The 19,469-nt window shown below is 67.7% G+C and carries 12 protein-coding genes and 1 pseudogene; 7 read left to right on the forward strand and 6 right to left on the reverse strand.

Annotation, left to right across the window (positions count from 1 at the left end; translation table 11 throughout):
- Position 1: 1 nt before the first annotated feature.
- The 3 genes from fdh to ACXYX3_RS08040 all read right to left on the reverse strand — a co-directional run bounded on the left by fdh (position 2) and on the right by ACXYX3_RS08040 (position 5,449).
- The gene (fdh, locus tag ACXYX3_RS08030) at positions 2–3,253 is read right to left on the reverse strand and encodes a formate dehydrogenase (protein ID WP_458611246.1); all 3,252 of its coding nucleotides are present in this window, start codon (positions 3,251–3,253) and stop codon (positions 2–4) included.
- A gap of 127 nt (positions 3,254–3,380) precedes the next feature.
- Positions 3,381–4,865, reverse strand: coding sequence for a phytoene desaturase family protein (locus tag ACXYX3_RS08035; protein ID WP_458611248.1), 1,485 nt, complete (start codon positions 4,863–4,865; stop codon positions 3,381–3,383).
- 74 nt (positions 4,866–4,939) lie between these two features.
- Positions 4,940–5,449, reverse strand: coding sequence for a MarR family winged helix-turn-helix transcriptional regulator (locus tag ACXYX3_RS08040; protein ID WP_458611249.1), 510 nt, complete (start codon positions 5,447–5,449; stop codon positions 4,940–4,942).
- A 173-nt stretch (positions 5,450–5,622) separates the two neighbouring features.
- Here ACXYX3_RS08040 and ACXYX3_RS08045 point away from each other — a divergent pair, with 173 nt between their 5' ends.
- Genes ACXYX3_RS08045 through ACXYX3_RS08055 form a run of 3 tightly spaced genes read left to right on the forward strand, consistent with a single transcriptional unit; the run spans position 5,623 to position 11,475 of the window.
- Positions 5,623–7,416 (forward strand): thiamine pyrophosphate-requiring protein, encoded by a 1,794-nt coding sequence (locus ACXYX3_RS08045; RefSeq protein WP_458611251.1) that lies wholly within the window; start codon positions 5,623–5,625, stop codon positions 7,414–7,416.
- An 18-nt stretch (positions 7,417–7,434) separates the two neighbouring features.
- On the forward strand, positions 7,435–8,544 hold the full coding sequence (locus tag ACXYX3_RS08050; protein ID WP_458611253.1) for an enolase C-terminal domain-like protein: 1,110 nt from the start codon (positions 7,435–7,437) through the stop codon (positions 8,542–8,544).
- A gap of 15 nt (positions 8,545–8,559) precedes the next feature.
- Entirely contained in the window at positions 8,560–11,475 is a 2,916-nt protein-coding gene (locus ACXYX3_RS08055; RefSeq protein ID WP_458611255.1) for an FAD-binding and (Fe-S)-binding domain-containing protein, read from the forward strand.
- An 11-nt stretch (positions 11,476–11,486) separates the two neighbouring features.
- Here ACXYX3_RS08055 and ACXYX3_RS08060 read toward each other — a convergent pair.
- Positions 11,487–12,283: pseudogene (locus ACXYX3_RS08060) on the reverse strand (SigB/SigF/SigG family RNA polymerase sigma factor).
- Between the two features lie 195 nt (positions 12,284–12,478).
- On the opposite strand from ACXYX3_RS08060, the gene ACXYX3_RS08065 reads away from it, so the two are divergent.
- Genes ACXYX3_RS08065 through ACXYX3_RS08080 form a run of 4 tightly spaced genes read left to right on the forward strand, consistent with a single transcriptional unit; the run spans position 12,479 to position 16,254 of the window.
- Positions 12,479–13,501: an SDR family oxidoreductase gene (locus ACXYX3_RS08065; RefSeq protein WP_458612009.1), complete on the forward strand. Its 1,023-nt coding sequence runs from the start codon at positions 12,479–12,481 to the stop codon at positions 13,499–13,501.
- Between the two features lie 10 nt (positions 13,502–13,511).
- Positions 13,512–13,994, forward strand: a complete 483-nt coding sequence (locus ACXYX3_RS08070; protein WP_458611257.1) for a hypothetical protein — start codon at positions 13,512–13,514, stop codon at positions 13,992–13,994.
- On the forward strand, positions 13,994–15,763 hold the full coding sequence (locus tag ACXYX3_RS08075) for a glycoside hydrolase family 15 protein (protein ID WP_458611259.1): 1,770 nt from the start codon (positions 13,994–13,996) through the stop codon (positions 15,761–15,763). The genes ACXYX3_RS08070 and ACXYX3_RS08075 overlap by 1 nt, the downstream gene beginning before the upstream one ends.
- Positions 15,760–16,254, forward strand: coding sequence for a hypothetical protein (locus ACXYX3_RS08080; RefSeq protein WP_241203938.1), 495 nt, complete (start codon positions 15,760–15,762; stop codon positions 16,252–16,254). The genes ACXYX3_RS08075 and ACXYX3_RS08080 overlap by 4 nt, the downstream gene beginning before the upstream one ends.
- On the opposite strand, the gene ACXYX3_RS08085 is transcribed toward ACXYX3_RS08080, so the two are convergent.
- A complete protein-coding gene (locus tag ACXYX3_RS08085) occupies positions 16,208–17,950 on the reverse strand; it encodes a chloride channel protein (protein ID WP_458611262.1) in 1,743 nt (580 codons plus the stop codon). The two genes, ACXYX3_RS08080 and ACXYX3_RS08085, sit on opposite strands and share 47 nt — an antisense overlap.
- A 93-nt stretch (positions 17,951–18,043) precedes the next feature.
- A complete protein-coding gene (locus tag ACXYX3_RS08090; RefSeq protein ID WP_458611264.1) occupies positions 18,044–19,426 on the reverse strand; it encodes an aspartate aminotransferase family protein in 1,383 nt (460 codons plus the stop codon).
- Between the last annotated feature and the right edge of the window lie 43 nt (positions 19,427–19,469).

A 19,469-nucleotide genomic window follows, 5' to 3' on the forward strand; every position in this document is an offset into this window, starting at 1 on the left:
GTCACACTCCTGTACCGGTTTTGTCGGTGACGCCCGCGCGCCGTTGATACTCGGCGACCATGGCGTTGGCCTCGGCGCCGCGTGGCCGCCGCCCGGGCCGGATGTCCACCGTGAAGGCCTTGACTTCCTGGATGTGCGAATTCGGGTCCAGCACAATCGAAGACAGCTCGTTGGCGGCGTCGCCCGTACTGAGGCCGTTGGGCCCCCAGTGATAGGGCAGTCCCACATGGTGCACGGTGCGATCGGCAACGTGCAGCGGCGTCATCCGATCGGTGACCAGAACGCGCGCTTCGATCACCGCCCGTGGGCTGACGATGGTGGCCCACTCGCCGTTGACCAAACCGCGTTCGGCGGCCAGTTCCGGGGACACCTCGCAGAACATCTCCGGTTGCAGCTCCGCCAGATAAGGAGTCCAGCGTGACATTCCGCCGGCGGTGAACTGTTCGGTGAGTCGGTAGGTCGTCGCCACGTACGGGTACACCCGCGAACCCGCGTCACCGGCGTCGGGTGCGTACCGATTGTGGGCATCGGAGAAGACCATTCGCGCCGCGCTGCGCTGTTGGGCGTACAGCGCGTTCTGCACCGGTGAGTCCTGGGGCTCGTAGTGGGTGGGCAGGGGACCGTCGGCCAGCCCGGACGGCACGTAGAGCCAGCCTTTACCGTCTGCCTGCATGATGAAGGGGTCGATGCCGGACAGCGCATCGACTCCGGTCGCGCCGTCGGGCGGCCGGTAGTCCGGCGGTTTCGTCGCCTGCAGGTCGGGGACGTCCAGCCCGGTCCACGTGCGCTGCTCGGCGTCCCACCACACCAGCTTCTTGCGCTCACTCCAAGGGGTGCCATCGGGTTTGGCCGAGCACCGGTTGTACATGATGCGCCGGTTGTCGGGCCACGCCCACGCCCATTCGAGCGCCACCCAGTCCTGCTCGCTCTGCGGTTTGCGGCGCGCGGCCTGGTTCACTCCGTCCTTGCGGACGCCGCAGTAGATCCAGCAGCCGCACGAGGTGGAACCGTCGTCACGCAGCTGCGCGTAGCTGTCCAGTGGGTTGCCGTGCTCGTCGAAGCCGTTGATCTCGGCCAGTACGGCGTCGGCGTCCGGTTCGGCGGTGTCCCCGATGGTCGGGTAATCCCATGTGAGATCGAGGATCGGACGGTCCTTCGGATCGGTCGAGCCGGCCAGCTTCTGCCGGATGATGCGGCCCAGGTGATACATGAACCACAGGTCGCTGCGTGCATCGCCATCGGGTTCGACCGCTTGATCGTGCCACTGCAACAGGCGATTGGTGTTGGTGAAGCTGCCCGACTTCTCGGTGTGTGCCGCGGCTGGGAAGAAGAACACCTCGGTGTCGTTCTCGTCGGTGCGGATCTCGCCCGACTCGGTCTCTGGTCCGTCCTTCCACCAGGTGGCACTCTCGATCAACGAGAAGTCGCGCACCACAAGCCAATCCAGATTGGCCATGCCGAGTCGTTGCATTTTGGCGTTCGCGGAGCCGACGGCGGGGTTCTCGCCGAGCAGGAAGTACCCCTTACACCGACCCTGCAATTGCTCGAACGCGGTGTCGTAGGTGCTGTGGGAACCGGTGAGCCGGGGCAGATAGTCGAAACAGAAGTCGTTGTCCGCAGTCGCCGCGTCCCCCCACCAGGCTTTCAGCAGGCTGACGAGGTAGTCATCCATGTTCGCCCAGAAGCCGATTCGCGCGGCGTTCTCGTCGATGAAGTGCGCACGAGACTGTTCCGGCATCGCGTACGGCATGGGGATGTAGCCGGGCAGCAGATTGAACAGAGTCGGGATGTCGCTCGAACCCTGGATGCTGGCGTGGCCGCGGAGAGCCTGGATGCCCCCGCCGGGCCGGCCCATGTTCCCCAGCAACAACTGCAACACGCACGCCGCTCGGATGAACTGACTGCCGGTGCTGTGCTGCGTCCAGCCGACCGCGTACACGAATTCACTGGTGCGCTCGGGTCCGGAGTTCTCGGTCAAGTGCCGGCAGACTTCTGCGAACGTCTCCGGCGGGATGCCGCAGATGCGGTGCACCATCTCGGGCGTGTAGCGGGCGTAGTGGCGCTTGAGGATCTGGAAGACGCACCTCGGATGCTGCAGCGTGTCGTCTCGATCGATGCTGCCCTCGAGCGCCGCCCCTCCCATCCCGTGTTGCTCGGCACGGCCCGCCGCGCGGACGTCGTCCTCCTCGTGCGCTTCCCCGGAGCCGCGGCCGCGCTTACCGGACGCCGACGCGACCTGCACTCCCTCGTACTGCCACTCGGCGGTCTTGTAATTGCGTGCCTCGGGTTCGAACCCGGAGAACAGGCCGTCCAGATTGTCGGTGTCGGCGAACTCGTCGTTGACGATCGTCGCGGCGTTGGTGTAGTTGATCACGAACTCGCGGAAGTACTTGTCCTCGGCCAGAACGTGATTGATGATCCCGCCGAGAAACGCGACATCGGTTCCCGCACGGATCGGAACGTGGAGGTCGGCCAGCGCGCTGGTGCGGGTGAAGCGCGGGTCCACGTGGATCACGACGGCTCCGCGCGCTTTGCCCTCCATCACCCACTGGAATCCGACGGGGTGACATTCGGCGAAGTTGGAACCCTCGATGATGATGCAGTCGGCGTGCTGCAGGTCCTGCATGAAGGTCGTCGCTCCGCCGCGGCCGAACGACGTGCCGAGCCCCACCACGGTCGAGCTGTGGCAGACCCGAGCCTGGTTCTCGATCTGTACCACACCCAGAGCGGTGAAGAGCTTCTTGATGAGGTAGTTCTCCTCGTTGTCGAGCGTCGCGCCGCCGAGGCTGGCGATGCCCATGGTTCGGGCCGTTCGCTTACCGTCGACGTGTTCCTGCCACGTCTCCCGGCGCGTCGCGATGACCCGGTCGGCCACCATGTCGAGCGCCCGGTCGAGTGAGATCGGCTGCCAATCCGCCGCGCGCGGCGGTCGATACAGCACCTGGTGGCGCCGCGACGAACCGGTTGTCAGTTGGAGGCTGGCGGCGCCCTTCGGGCACAGTCGGCCGCGGCTGACCGGCGAATCGGGGTTGCCCTCGATCTGGACCACTTTCTCGTCCTTGACGTACACCTTCTGAGAGCAACCGACACCGCAATAGGGGCACACCGACGTGACGACGCGGTCGGCGGTCGCGGTCCGCGGTCGCAGTGATGCACTGTGCGCCGATTGAGCGGCCGCGGCCTTCCCCAACGGATCGGGCCCGGTGAGTTGCCGATACACGGGCCACTGGTCGATCCACCGACGTACACCCACCATTGGCTCCTCACCGCCGCTGCCGCACGGAGCGACGCGCTCGGGCGCGCCGCGATGACACCCCCGCTACCCTCGCCGGGGGTGGATAAACATGCGGTGGTGAAATGTGTGTACTAGCGCAACGACGTCATGCCTGCGGACCGATGTCCGGCATGCGCCGAATGCCGAATTGCTGGGAAAGCACTCTGCGGGCGGCATGCATGCCGCACATGCCGTGGACGCCGGGGCCTGGTGGGGTCGCCGCCGAACACAGATAGACGTTGCCCAGAGGTGTCCGGTAGGGATCCCACCGGGCCACCGGACGAGCGGCCATTCGGTACATCGACACCTTGCCCGCCGCGATGTCACCACCCCGGTAGTTGGCGTTGTGGTGGGCCATGTCGGCTGCGGGGATGCAGCGAGAGCCGATCACCACGTCGCGGAAGCCCGGTGCGAAACGTTCGATCTGGGCGGTGGCCGTGGCGGTCATGTCGCGCGGAGAGCCGTTGGGCACATGCAGGTACGTCCACAGAGGATGCTCCCCATCCGGTCCCAGTCGGGTGGGGTCCACCACCGTCGGCTGGCTCAGCAGCATCATCGGCGTGGGGCTGTGGCGGCCCGAGGAGGTGTCCGCTTCGGCGCGCTTCATCTGCGCTCTGGTGCCACCGAGATGCACCGTTCCGGCGCCGCGCAGACGGACGTCGGACCACGGAATGGGCTCGCGCAGAGCGAAATCCACCTTCGCCACGCCGTTGCCGGGGGTGAACCGCGCCAGCGCCCGCCGATAGTGTCCGGGCAGCCGGTCTCCGAAGACGGTGTTCAGGGTCCAGGGCGCGACATCGAACACGTACGCGCGGGAATCGGGCAATGACGACGCATCGGTGATCGGCCGATCACAGGTGACGCTGACTCCCCGGCTGTGCAGATCGGCGATCAGCGCGTCGGTGATCGCCTGACTGCCCCCGGTGGGCAGGGGCCATCCGGGGGCGTGGGCGAGTGCCCCGAGGAGCAGGGCCGTCGCGGCACCGGCCAGCGAGGGAATCGGGGTGTTCGCGTGCGCGCCAACGCCACTGAGCATCGCCCCGCACCTCTCGGCATCGGTGAGCAGCTGCCATGCCCTGGTCCCGAGCTCGACGGCCCGGCCGGCCAGCGCGCCGCCCCCCACCACTCCGTCGCGGGACAGCACCGACGCCGGCGGGTGGCGCAGGTCGGACAATCCGATGTCGCGCACCACGCTGACCGTCTCCACCAGCGGGCGCATGACGGCGGCGTACTGACGACCGTCGGAGGTGTTGTGGTCGGAGAGCTCACGCACGGTGCGGTCGAGGTCGCGGTAGGCGACGCCCGCGGGCCCGTCGTCGAGGGGATGGGCGAACGACACCTCGGGATAGTTCAGTTCGACGCGGCGGGTCAGGCCGAACTGCTGGAAGAACGGCGACGCGGCCGCCATGGGATGCACCGCCGAGCACAGATCGTGGAGGAGGGGGACACCGAGATCGAGCGTCTCGGTGCGTGCCCCGCCCCCGGCGACAGGTTGCGCCTCCACCACCGACACCGACAGCCCGGCAGCAGCGAAGATGACGGCGGCCGCGAGCCCATTGGGGCCGGTGCCGACGACGGTCACGTCATTCACCCGAGTCATCCCTGCCCCTGTCGTGGTTGCTTGAAAGCTGGTTCCACGGTGGGCAACGGATAAACGTGCAACCGTCAGGCGGACTCCGGAGGCCACAGAAGGCTGATCGCCGTGCCCTCCGCCGGTTCGCCGGCCGCCGATGCGAACATTGCCAGCGCGGCCGCCACCGACTGCCGCTCGCTGGCTTTCATGGATCGCAGAACCCGCTCGATCGCGCCACGGCGATGTTCGGTGACCTTTTCCACCAACCGTCGACCCGCCGGCTTCAAGGTGAGGGTGATGTTGCGCCGGTCCACTTCGGATTCCCGCCGGTCGAGCAAGCGCGCCTTGATCAGTCGGTCACACGTCCGGCTGGCGTTGGACGGATTGACCCCCAGTTCCGCCGCCACCGATGCCAGGTTCATCGGACCTCGTGTGTGCAGCAGCACCAGGACACGAAACTGCGGCACCGTCACGACGTCGTCGACCTCGGACAACGATTCGGCCGCGATCCCGACCAGGGCGCGTGACGCCCGCAGAACACCGTCCACTTGGGTGGACAACACAGTCTTGCGTGGTGCGCGGGCGGGTGGAACGGTCGTCATTGCGGCATTCTCGCTCACCGGCGGCTCCACTGCAATCAGCCGCGCCGTGGCGGGCGCGACGTGCCCGGATTATTGATTGTGTAGACGCAACGATTGCGGGTAGTACCGCAGTCAGCCGCGGGGCGTTCGGCCCGCTGACGGCCACACGCACATTCGATATCCGGGAGAAGCACATGTCACACCAGACCGTCGCCGACTACGTCCTGGAACGCCTTCGGGCCTGGGACGTCGAGCGCGTCTTCGGCTATCCGGGGGACGGCATCAACGGCATCCTCGGCGCGTTCGGTCGGGCCGACAATCAACCGCAATTCATCCAGGCCCGGCACGAGGAGATGGCGGCGTTCGAAGCCGTCGGCTACGCCAAGTTCACCGACCGGGTCGGTGTCTGCATGGCGACGTCGGGACCGGGAGCCATTCACCTCCTCAACGGTCTCTACGACGCGAAACTCGATCACGTTCCCGTGGTGGCGATCGTCGGCCAGACGAACCGCAGCGCGATGGGTGGGTCCTATCAGCAAGAAGTCGATCTGATCAGTCTGTTCAAGGACGTCGCCAGTGAGTACGTGCAGATGGTGATGGTGCCCGCGCAGCTGCCGAACGTGTTGGACCGGGCGATCCGTATCGCGCTCAGTGAGCGTGCTCCCACCGCCGTCATCATCCCGTCCGATGTCCAAGAGCTCGAGTACTCACCACCGACGCACGCGTTCAAGATGGTGCCGTCCAGCGTCGGTGTCGAGTGGCCCACGCCGGCGCCCGACGACGCCGCCATCGCGCGCGCCGCCGAGGTGCTCAACGCCGGCGACAAGGTCGCGATCCTCGTGGGCACGGGGGCGCGCGGCGCACAGGACGAAATCGCCGAAGCCGCTGCACTGCTGGGCGCAGGCGTCGCCAAGGCCCTGCTGGGAAAGGACGTTCTCTCCGACGAATTGCCCTGGGTCACCGGTTCGATCGGCCTTCTCGGCACCCGGCCGAGTTACGAGATGATGCGCGACTGCGACACGCTGCTCACCATCGGGTCGAGCTTCCCGTACACGCAGTTCCTGCCCGAACTCGACCAGGCACGCGCGGTGCAGATCGACATCGACCCGAAGATGATCGGGATGCGTTACCCCTACGAGGTCAACATCGTCTCCGACGCCAAGGCGGCGTTGAGGGCGCTGATCCCCAAGCTCGAGCGCAAACCCGACCGGTCGTGGCGCGAGACGATCGAGTCGAACGTCACTCGCTGGTGGGAGACGATGCACAAAGAGGCGATGGTGAAAGCCCATCCTGTGAACCCCCTGCGATTGTTCTCCGAGCTCTCGCCGCAACTGCCCGACAACGCCATCGTCGCGGCGGATTCCGGCTCCGCGGCCAACTGGTATGCGCGGCTGCTGCGCTTCCGTCGGGATATTCGCGGCTCCCTGTCCGGCACGCTGGCCACGATGGGCCCGGCGGTCCCGTACGGCATCGGCGCCAAGTTCGGTCATCCGGACCGTCCCGTGATCGTTTTCGAAGGCGATGGCGCGATGCAGATGAACGGGATGGCCGAACTGATCACCATTGCGCGCTACTGGGAGGAATGGTCCGATCCACGCCTGATCGTCGCGATCCTGCACAACAACGACCTCAACCAGGTCACGTGGGAGATGCGCGCGATGGGCGGCTCGCCCAAGTTCGCCGAATCGCAGACGCTTCCCGACGTCGACTACGCCGCCTTCGCTCGGAGTCTGGGGTTCAACGGGGTGGCGATCAAGGACCCGGACGAGCTGAACGGCGCGTGGAGTCGAGCGTTGTCGTCCGACCGTCCGACCGTCCTCGACGTGTTCACCGATCCGAACATGCCGCCGATCCCACCCCATGCGGAATGGGAGCAGGCCAAGTCGGCGGCCGCCGCGGTGCTCAAGGGCGATGAGGACAGCTGGGGTTTCATCATCACGGGAGCCAAGACCAAAGCGCAGGAGTTCATGCCCCACCGCAACGGGTGAGTGGACACTCCGCGCGCCATGAACACATCAGGTGTGGACGTCGAAACGATCGACGCAGCAGCATATTCCGTTCCCACCGATGCCCCGGAGGCAGACGGGACGCTGAGTTGGGACTCGACCACGATCATCGTCGTCTCGGTCCGGGCGGGGTCTCGTACGGGACTGGGATGGACCTACGGCGCCGCAGTGGTGGCGGACATGGTGCGTGACACCTTGGCCGACGTCGTACGCGGTTCCGATGCCCTGGACGTGACGGGCACGTTCTGCGAGATGGTGCGCGCGGTGCGCAACATCGGGCGCTCGGGAGTGGCCGGGCAGGCGATCTCGGCCGTGGACACCGCGCTGTGGGACCTCAAGGCACGGTTGTTGGGGGTACCGCTCTATCGCCTGCTCGGTGCGGTGCGCGACACCGTCGCGGTCTACGGCAGTGGGGGATTCACCACCTACGACGACCGCCGATTGCGCGACCAGCTGGCGTTCTGGACCGAGCAGCTGCGCATCCCGCGGGTGAAGATCAAGATCGGCGAATCGTGGGGCCGTCGTGAAAACCGGGATCTCGACCGCATGACACACGCCCGTGCTGTCATCGGGGACGATGTCGAGCTGTTCGTCGACGCCAACGGGGCCTACGGACGAAAGCAGGCGGTGCGGATCTGGCAGGCCGCAGCCGACCTCGGTGTCACGTGGTACGAGGAGCCGGTGTCGTCGGACGATGTGGAGGGACTGCGGGCCGTGCGGGATGCGGTCGGCGCCGACGTCGCGGCCGGTGAATACGGTTACGACCTCTACGACGTCCGCAGGCTGTGCGCCGCCGGTGCGGTCGACTGTGTGCAGGTCGACGCATCCAGATGTGGCGGCGTGACCGAGTTCCTGCGGGCGGCGGCCGTGGCCGCCGCCCACAACCTCGACGTGTCCGGGCACTGCGCGCCCAACCTGCATCTGCAGGTCGCGGCCGCGACGCCGAATTTCCGCCACCTGGAATGGTTTCACGACCACACACGCATCGAGCACATGTTCTTCGACGGGGCCGGTCAGCCGGACGGCGGAGAGGTCCGAATGGACCCTGCCGTGCTCGGTAACGGACTCGAGTTCAAAAGCGCCGACGCCGAGCCCTACCGGGTTCGCTGAGCACCAGGAGACACCATGACGAGCACCACGCCCCGCCATGAGCGGACCGTCCTGCCCTACGAGGCCCTCGCGAGCGATCTCGAGAGCCGCGTCGACGGAGAGGTCCGTTTCGACCCCGGTTCTCGCGCCGCCTATTCCACCGATTCGTCCAACTACCGCCAGATTCCGATCGGAGTCGTGGTGCCGCGATCGGTGGACGCCGCCGCGGACGCGGTGATGGTGTGCCGTGACCACGACGTGCCGGTGCTGTCCCGGGGAGGCGGCACCAGCTTGGCGGGCCAGTGTTGCAACGCCGCGGTCGTGATCGATTGGAGCAAGTACTGCACCGCGGTGCACTCGGTCGATGCGGACGCCCGAACCGCGATCGTGGAGCCCGGGATCAAGCTCGACCGACTCAATTCGGTTCTGCGCGAGCACGGGCTGATGGTCGGGCCCAAGCCGTCCACCCACTACAACTGCACGATCGGCGGGATGATCGGCAACAACTCCTGTGGCTCGACGGCCCAGGCCTACGGGAAGACGGTGGACTCGGTGCGCAGGCTCGAGATACTGACCTACGACGGCCTGCGAATGTGGGTGGGAGACACCGGCGACGACGAGTTCGAGCGCATCGTCGCCGACGGTGGCCGCCGCGCCGAGATCTACCGCGGACTCAGAGAGATCGTCGACCGCCATGCCGAGGAGATCCGGGCCCGCTATCCCGACATCCCGCGTCGTGTCTCGGGTTTCAACCTGGACTCGCTGCTGCCCGAGCACGGCTTCCAGCTCGCCAAGGCACTCGTCGGCAGCGAGAGCACGTTGGTGACCGTCCTGCGCGCCGAGATCGATCTGGTGCCGGTGCCCGCGGCGAGCACACTGACCATCGTGGGCTTCTCCGACGTCGCCGCCGCAGCGGACGCGGTGCCGTCGATCCTGCCTCACCGGCCTGCCGCTCTCGAGGGCATCGACCATCGACTGGTGAATCTCGAGCACAGCCAGCACCTGGCGCAGCGGGCGCTCGATGAGCTGCCGGAGGGCCGGGCCTGGCTGATGGTGCAGATCGACGGGACCAGTCAAGACGATGCCGATCACAAGTCGAAGACCATGGTCGACGACCTGCGCGGAACGGTCGACGTCACCGCCGCGGTGATCGACGATCCGGCCCGCAAGGAGGACATCTGGGCGGCCCGGGAAGCGGGTCTGGGCGCCACCGCCTTTCCGCCGCAAGGTCCGCCGACCCACGCCGGCTGGGAGGACGCGGCGGTCCCGCCCGACCGCCTCGGCGATTACCTCCGCGACTTCCGCGCGCTGCTGGCCCGGTACGACTACGGCGACGCAGCGCTCTACGGCCACTTCGGGCAGGGCTGCGTACACACCCGCATCCCCTTCGATCTCCGTACCGCAGACGGCATCGCCCACTATCGCCGCTTCGTCTCAGACGCAGCACATCTCGTGGTCGATTACGGCGGCTCGCTGTCCGGGGAGCACGGAGACGGCCAGGCCCGAGGGGAGTTGCTGCCGATCATGTTCGGCGAGCGCATCATCGAGGCCTTCGAACAGATGAAAGACCTGTTCGACCCGCGTGACCGGATGAATCCCGGCAAGGTGGTGCGGCCCGCGAAGATCACCGACAACCTGCGGCTCGGAACCGGCTACCTGCCGATCGAGCCGAAGACCTCCTTCGCGTTCCCCGAGGACGGTCACCGGTTCAGCCAGGCTGCCAATCGCTGTGTCGGCGTGGGCAAATGCTGTGGTGAGGCCGACGGTGTGATGTGCCCGAGCTATCGCGCCACGGGGGAGGAGGAGCACTCGACCCGAGGCCGGGCCCGGCTGCTCTTCGAGATGTTGCAGGGCGACGTTATCACCGACGGGTGGCGGTCGACCGACGTGCGCGATGCGCTCGATCTGTGCCTGGCCTGCAAGGGATGTCTGTCCGACTGCCCGGTCAACGTCGACATGGCGAGCTACAAGGCCGAGTTCCTGCACCACCATTACCGGCACAGGCTGCGGCCGATGGCGCACTACTCGATGGGGTGGATACCCGCGGCGGCCCGACTCGCTTCGGCGATGCCGGGTGTGGTCAACGCAGTGACCCAGGCCCGCGGGCTCAGCACGGCGCTGAAGGCGGTCGGAGGCATCGATCAACAGCGGGCCGTGCCGAGGTTCGCCGCTGCGCGCTTCACCCGGTGGTTCGCCGGTCACACCGCGGCTGACCGTCCGGCCCCGCGGGGGCCGGTGCTGTTGTGGCCCGACACCTTCACCAACTACTTCGACCCAGACATCGCCCGCGACGCCGTCGCTGTGCTGGAAGCAGCAGGCTTCGAGGTCCAGATCCCGCAGCGTACGGTGTGCTGCGGCCTCACATGGATCTCGACCGGCCAGCTCGGTGTGGCGAAGACCGTGCTGCGGCGGACGCTGCGCATCCTGGCCCCGGCTCTGCGCGCCGGCACTCCTGTGGTCGTGCTCGAACCCAGTTGCGCCGCGGTCTTCCGCGCGGATGTGGTGAATCTGCTCGCCGGGGACGAGGACGCGCACCGATTGGCCGCACAGACCTACACGATCGGCGAGGTGCTGAGCCGCCGGGCGCCTGACTGGAAGATCCCGCACCGGTCCGGGCAGGCGATGGTGCAACCGCACTGCCACCAGCACGCTGTGCTGCACTACACCGAGGAGAAGAGGCTCCTCGAAGACGCCGGTGTCGACGTCGATGTCCTCGACGCCGGATGCTGCGGTCTGGCGGGCAATTTCGGATTCGAGCGCGGCCATCACGACGTCTCGGTGGCGTGTGCCGAGGACAAGCTGCTGCCTGCGATCCGCTCGGCCGACGCCGGCACCGTCGTCGTAGCGGACGGGTTCAGCTGTCGGACGCAGGTCGACGAACTGCTGGCGGGTCCGCGACCTCTGCACACTGTGCAGGTGATGGCAGCGGCGCTGCGTGACGCGGCGTCATGACCGCCGTCTCGTCAGGCCAGTTGCTCTCGAAGCTTCGTGAGGGTGGATTGCAGCAGGCGCGAGACGTGCATCTGCGAGATCCCCAGTTCTCCCGCGATGTCGCTCTGAGTCCGCCCTTCGAAGAATCGCAGCATCAGGATGGTCTTCTCCCGCGGGGGCAAAGCGCCGAGAAGGGGCCGCAGTGCCTCGCGGTCGGTGACGGCCTCGAACCGGGGTCTTCCTCTCCCATCGATTCCCCGAGGGGAGGCGCGTCGTCGTAGAAGGCCGCCGGTTTGTCCAACGAGTGCAGACTGCGGGCCTCGTAGGCCATCAGCGCATCCCGCACCTCCTCGTCCCCGACCCCCAGGTAGGAGCCGATCTCTTTGGCGGTCGGGGCGCGCCCCAACGTGTGCGTCAGCTCGGACATCGCCGAGGCCGCTTCGCTGTGGAGATCCTTGATCCGCCGGGGTACCGACATCATCCAGGTGCGGTCGCGGAAGTAGCGCCGCACTTCGCCGATGATCGTGGGTACCGCGAAGGCCACGAACGGTGAACCGCGCGAGGGATCGAACCGGTTGACGGCGTTGACCAATCCGACACGCGCCACCTGGACCAGATCCTCCATCTCCTGCCCGCGGTTTCGGTACCGGGCGGCGACGTGGTCGGCCAGCGGCAGGCATCGTCGGACGATGTGCTCGCGCAGGCTCACGAACTCCGGGGAATCCGGTGAGGCGGCCCGCAAGTCCTCCACCAGAGCCACGACGTCTGCATAATCGTCGTCTTCGGTCGCTTTCGGTGTGCTCACCTGCTGTTCGCAGGTCCCGGTCATCAGAGATCCCTCCGCTGCGGCCTGTCGATGTGGCGTCGACAATAGATGCTAATGCGCAAGTATCACATCGGCGCAACAATTGCTGTGAATGTGTCATCCCACGTTTTCGATGCCGAAGGTGGTGGCATCCCTCGATCGCGGACTCGACAACGAGGAGGATCGATGAGAAAAGAAGTGCTCAGAGCCGTCGGGCGGATGACCGATGCGACGACAGGCCGCCGGGATCCCGTGAGAACCGTCGTCGTGACCGGGGCCAGCGCCGGTATCGGTCGTGCCGCGGCACGCGAGTTCGGCCGCCGGGGATGGCGGGTGGCCCTGATCGCGCGGGGACACGCCGGGTTGGAGGCGGCGGCCGCCGAAGTGGCACGCTGCGGAGGCACGCCACTGGTCGTGCCCGCAGATGTGACCGACTTCGATGCGCTCGACGCAGCGGCCGACGAGATCGAGCGGACCCTAGGGCCCATCGACGTGTGGGTCAACGCCGCATTCGCCACGATCTTCGCGCGCTTCCACGAGATCGAACCCCAGGAATTCCGCCGTGCCACCGACGTCAGCTACCTGGGTTTCGTGCACGGCACGATGGTGGCACTGCGCCGGATGCGCCCGCGTGATCGCGGTGCGATCATCCAGGTCGGCTCGGCACTGGGGGAACGGTCGGTGCCCCTGCAGTCGGCGTACTGCGGAGCCAAACACGCCATCAACGGGTTCACCGAGTCCTTGCGCACGGAGCTGCTGCACGACAACAGCGGAGTGCACGTGACCGTCGTGCAGATGCCAGGGGTCAACACCCCTCAGTTCTCCTGGGTCCGTTCGCGGCTCCCGCGCCATCCGCAGCCCGTCGCGCCGGTCTACCAGCCCGAGGTCTGCGCTCGAGCGATCTCCTTCGCCGCGGATCATCCCGCCCAGAAGCAGTACTGGGTGGGCGGCAGCACCGTGGCCACCCTGATCGGTCAGCGCTTGTGCGCACCAGTGCTCGATCGATACCTGGCCAAGACCGGAATCGAATCCCAGCAGACAACCGAGCGGGTGGACCGCGAGGACGGGAACCTGTTCCACCCGGTCGACGACGAGAAGGACTTCGGAGCGCACGGTGTGTTCGACGACCGCTCGCTGCCGCACAGTCCCGCCTGGTGGCTCCGCAGTCACCCCGTCGCAACCGCGGCTGCCGGTCTCGCCGCGGTGTCCGTCGCCGTCGCGGCGGGCACGCAGGGACACTGAGGGGCTTGCGATGGCACTCAAAGATGCATTGCGGCGAGTCTCCCTCGACCCGGAACACTTCCGCTCGGGCCGGCCGTTCCTGATCGCGCAGGGTGCGGTCCTCGTGGCACTGGGCGTGGCGGCGCTGACGTTCGCCGCAGCGGGTGCGACCTCACCACGCGGGGCTGACCTGCTGGGCCTCCTGATCACCACGAGCCAGGGGGTGGTCTTGGTGGTCTGGGGCGCCGCGGCCCTGGTGTGCGCGATCCACCGTTCGGCGGCAGTCTGGTTCAGCGCCGCGGCGGCTGTGGCGGCGCTGGGCCTGACGATGGTGTCGGCGGTGGCGGCCGTCCACGGCCACCCGAGCCCGATGGGCTTCGATCTGCGCGACACATTGGTCTACGGCGTCCTGAGCGCCTACAACCTCGCGCTTCTGCTGTGGTTCAACGCCGACCACATCGAAGGACCTGCCTGGGTGCCGCGCCGGGCCTCCAGCGACCGTGGGAGCAAGTGATGGCCGACCGGCCGAGTCCGCATGTGCTGCGCGAGTATGCACTGCTCGCGGACGGGCATCGCGGCGCGCTGGTGGGGCCCCGCGGTGACATCTCGTGGCTGTGCGCGCCGCACTGGCACGACGACGCCGTGTTCAGCGAACTCATCGGCGGCCGTGGGGTGTTCACGATCGCGCCGACGTCCCGGTTCGTCTGGGGCGGTCATTACGAACGTGCCGGGTTGATCTGGCGCTCCCGGTGGGTGACCGACGACGGCATCACCGAGTGTCGGGAGGCGCTCGCCTATCCCGGTGACCCCCATCGCCTGATCCTGATGCGCCGGATCATGGCCGTGCGCGGCCCCACTGATGTTGCCGTACAACTCTTCCCGGCAGCGCGCTTCGGTGCTGAGACCATGCGTGAGGTGCAGGCGACGACCGGCGGCAGGTGGTGCGCCGAGACGGGAGATCTGCGGATCCGGGTGACCGGTCTGCCGCACGCGCGGTTTCGCGACGGGGAGGGTCTGTGCGCGGACATCTCGCTCGCCGAAGGCGCTCACCACGACATCGTGGTGGAGATCTCCGATGTAGCGCTCCCTGCGCCGCCCGACGTCGACCACCTGTGGCGCAGCACCGAGGAAGCCTGGCACACAGCGGTTCCCGCATTGAACGGAGGAATCGCCGTCGAGGACACCCGGCAGTCTTACGCCGTGCTGCGCGGAATGACGGCGCCCGGCGGGGGGCTGGCCGCAGCCGCCACCCTCGGCCTTCCCGAGCGGGCCCGCGCGGGACGCGACTACGACTACCGCTACGTGTGGATCCGTGATCTCTGCTATGCGGGGATGGCGGTCGCCGTGGCCGAACCGCTGCCGCTTCTCGACGAGGCGGTCGCGTTCGTCAGCGCCCGATTGCTCGACGACGGGCCGGATCTGCGCCCGGCCTACACGGTGGACGGCGGGAACCTGCCGGCAGAGCAGGCACTGAATCTGCCCGGCTATCCGGGCGGCGCCGACATCGTCGGCAACCACGCAGGTAAGCAATTCCAGCTCGACGCCTTCGGTGAGGCGCTGCAGTTGCTCGCCGCCGCGGCCCGCTTCGACCACCTCGACACCGCCGGATATCAGGCCATGTCCACTGCCGCGCGGGCGATCGCGCACCGATGGCGCGATCCGGACGCCGGCATCTGGGAGCTCGACCAGCGGCGATGGGCGCAATCCCGGTTGGCGTGCGTAGGCGGACTGCGCGCAGCGGCTGCCTGCGCGCCGCGTACCGACGGCGCCGAATGGAACGTGCTGGCCGACGCGATCCTGGCCGACGCCGCCGACTGCGGACATCCCAGTGGCCGCTGGCAGCGTGCCCCCGACGACTCACGCGTCGACGCGGCGCTGCTCCTGCCGGCGCTGCGTGGAGCGATTCCCGCTGATCACCCGCGCACGCGCGCCACGGTCGCCGCGGTCGCCGACGACCTTGCCCGCGACTTCTTCGTCTACCGGTTCCATCACGACGGGCGGCCGCTGCACGACGCGGAGGGCGCGTTCGCTCTCTGTGGTTTCCTGATGGCGCAGGCAGCGCATCAGCAGGGTGACGTCGTCTCGGCGGTGCGGTACTTCGAGCGCAATCGCTCAGCCTGTGGTCCGCCGGGGTTGCTGTCCGAGGAGTACGACGTCATCCAGCGACAGATGCGCGGAAACCTGCCGCAGGCCTTCGTTCACGCGCTGTTGATCGAATCCTCTCTGGCGCTGGCAGATTCACGGGCCGGGAACTCCTCGCCCTCCGGAGGTCGACGACAGTGAGCGCCGTCCGGGCCATCGAACTCGTGCGTGCGGGGTGGGGTGCCGCTCTATTGGCCGCACCCGAGGCGATTCTGAAAACCGTTGCCCGAGATGATGATCCTGACCGCTGGGCGATCAACGTGACCCGTGTCCTCGGTGCCCGTCATCTGGCCCAGTCGATACTGTCGGGCCGGCGCCCCACGGGCGATGTGCTTGCGATGGGGGTGTGGGTCGATGGCGTGCACGCCGCGACGGCGCTGGTGCTGGCGATCGTCGACCGGCGCCGCGCGCGGTTGGGCGTGACCGATGCGGCTGTCGCAGCGGCGTGGGGCGGCGCGGGGTGGCGCGACCTGGGAGGTCGAGTCTCGGTGCACGACGACCGGTTACGCGACCGGCTGGCGCAGACGGTGCTGCGGCATGTTCCTGCCGGCCCGGCGTTGTTGCAGCGCATCGACCGGGGCGCCGTCAGCCCGGGCTCCTCGGTGACGACGTCGTCGGATGCAGGGCCGTGAGCAGAGCTTCGTAGGTGATCCAGCCGATGACCGCGGTGTGCTCGGCGTTGAGCACAGGCACTCCGGTGGCGCCCCGGCCGGACAGCGCCGCGATGATCCGCGTGGAGTCGGCCTCGACGTCGAGATCCGGCGGTCTGTTGATCAGATCGCGGATCGTCGACGGGGGTGCTTCGTCGTTGAGCGCTTCCGCGACGTCCTCGGCGGTGACGCATCCGCGGTACGTGCCCTCGGCGTCGACGGTGGGCACCATGCCGACCGGCGTCTGCGCCAGCGCGGTGGCTGCCTCGACCAGCGAAGCGTGTTCGGCCAGAGCCGGTGGCGCAGGCCGCACGACGTCGCGGGCGACGATGGTGGGGGCGTCTTTGAGCGGCGCGTCCAGATCGACGCCGCGCCGCCACAGTTTCGCCGTGTAGATCGTCTCCTGCGACAGCAGATGACCGGTGCCGGCGGCCATCGCCACGGCCGCCATCAGAGGCAAGATGATCGAATACTGACCCGTCAACTCGAACAGGATGATCACCGCGGTCATCGGCGCGCGGGTGGCGCCGGCGAGCGCCGCCCCCATGCCGATCAGCCCGTACGCCCCGGCGGATTCGGTGATCGTCGGCAGCAGAGTGTGGGCGACCTCCCCCATGGCAGAGCCCGCCATGGCGCCGATGAAGAGCGTCGGTGCGAACACACCACCCGATCCGCCGATCCCGATCGTCAGGCTGGTGGCCACCATCTTGCCCACGAGCAGAATCAGCAGCATGGGGATGACGTAGTCACCCCGCACGGCGTGCTCGAGAACCGGGTACCCCACGCCGTACATCTGCGGAAGCGCGATCAGCAATCCTCCCAGCAGCAGGCCGCCCACGGCAGGGCGCGCCCATTCCGGGCCGCGCCACAACCAGTCGCAGACGTCCTCGACCAGATACAGCACTTTGCTGAACAACACCCCGACAGCGCCGACGAGTACGCCCAGCGACGCGTAGAGGAGGTACTCGACGGGACTGTGGACCGCGAAACTCGGCAATGACAGGAAAGATTCGTCGCCCATGATCGCGCGCCCGATGATGTCGGCGACCACGCTGGACAACAACACTGCGCCGAAGGACTCCGCAGCCAGGTTGCGGAGGATCAACTCCATCGCGAAGAACGGGCCTGCCAGCGGCGCGTTGAACGTGGCAGAGATGCCTGCTGCCGCCCCGCAGGCGACCAGCAGGCGCACCCTGCTGGTCGGGAGTCGCAGCAGCTGGGCCACGGTCGACCCGGCCGCCGACCCGATCTGCACGATCGGGCCCTCCCGGCCCACCGATCCGCCGCCGCCGATACACAACGCCGATGCGAATGCCTTGACCAGAGTCACCCGCGGTGCGATCCGGCCGTTGCGGTGGGCGACCGCGTACATGACCTCCGGAACGCCGTGCCCCCGGGCTTCGGGTGCGAATCGGTGAACGATCGGTCCGTAGAGGGCGCCGGCGATCACCGGCACCACCAGAAGGAACCAGATACCCAGGAACGGCCAGTGCGGGCTGGCGATCCGCCCCATCGCGGAATAATCGTCGAATCCGGTGAAGAGCTTGGTGAAGCCGGTGATGAGCTCGCGGAACCCGACCGCGCCCAGGCCCGTCAGCGCCCCGACGACCACGGCCAGAGGCACGATGGCGGCCGAACTCTGCCCGAGCCATTCCACCCACGACCGGCGAGTGGGCATCGGGATCCACCGCGTCGACCCAGGCTGCTGCATGGGTACCACTATTGCACTCCGCAATCGTTGCGTAGCGCACGCATCCGCTTCTGGCGGCGGCTATCGGCCCGCGTACTCGTCGGCGACGTCCAACGCGGCGTCGAGGATGCGCAGACCTTCGACCGCCTCGTCGTCGGTCACGTTGCACGGGGGCACCGCGTGGATGCGGTTGAAGTTCGCGAACGGGAGCAGACCCCCGGACTTGCACGCCCCGAGTACTGCGGCCATCGCCGGGCTGGAGCCACCGTACGGAGCCAGCGGTTCACGGGTCTTCTGGTCGGCGACCAGCTCGATCGCCCAGAACACCCCGAGACCGCGTACCTCGCCGACACTGCGATGCCGCGCAGCCAATTCGCGAAGTCCCGGGCCGAGCACGTCGGTGCCGATGCGCGCCGCATTGCCGACCATGCCCTCGTCCTCCATCGCAGTGATGGTCGCCACGGCGCAGGCGGTCGCGAGCGGATGGCCCGAGTACGTCAGTCCGCCCGGGTATGCGCGGTCGGCGAACGTCGAGTAGATGGCCTCGTTGATCGCCACGCCGCCGAGCGGTACGTAGCCGGAGGTGACACCTTTGGCGAACGTGATCAGGTCAGGCACGACGTCGAAGTTGTCGATTGCGAACCAGCGACCGGTGCGGCCGAAACCGGCCATCACCTCGTCGGCGATGAACACGATGCCGTGGCGCTCGCAGATGTCGCGGACGCCGGCCATGTACCCGGGCGGCGGCACCATGATGCCGGCGGTGCCGGGGATCGACTCGAGGATGATCGCCGCGATCGTCGAAGGACCTTCCATCTGCACCAGACGGTCCAGGTGCTCGAGCGCACGCTCGGTCTCCTGGGCCTCGGTCTCGGCGTGGAAGGCCGAGCGGTACAGGAACGGTCCGGTGAAGTGGACGATGCCGGCGTTGCCGTGGTCGTTGGGCCAGCGGCGCGGGTCGCCGGTCAGGTTGATCGCGGTCTCGGTGCCGCCGTGGTAGGAGCGGTAGCGGGAGAGCACCTTGTAGCGACCGGTGTGCAGGCGGGCCATGCGTACCGCGTGCTCGACGGCGTCGGCGCCGCCGTTGGTGAAGAAGATCCGGTTCAGGTCACCGGGGGTGCGCTCGGCGATCAGCCGGGCGGCCTCGGAGCGCGCATCATTGACGTGCTGGGGTGCGATCGTGCACAGCGTCGCAGCTTGCTCGGCAATGGCGGCAACGACTTTGGGGTGCTGGTGGCCGATGTTGGTGTTGACCAGCTGTGAGGAGAAATCCAGCAGCCGGTTGCCCTCACCGTCCCACAGGTACGAGCCCTGCGCCGCGAGCACGGTCATCGGCGTGATCTGGGCCTGGGCCGACCAGGAATGGAAGACGTGGGCGCGGTCCAGATCGTAGGCGCGTTGTCCGCGGGCGATCGCGGTGTCGAGGTCTTCGCCGGTGGGCAGGGCGCTCACTGTTGACGTCATGGTGCTGTCTGCGCTCTCTGGGTAGGGCACGAGCGCGCGCTAC

The organism is Mycobacterium sp. Panama NTM2 (assembly GCF_054355555.1).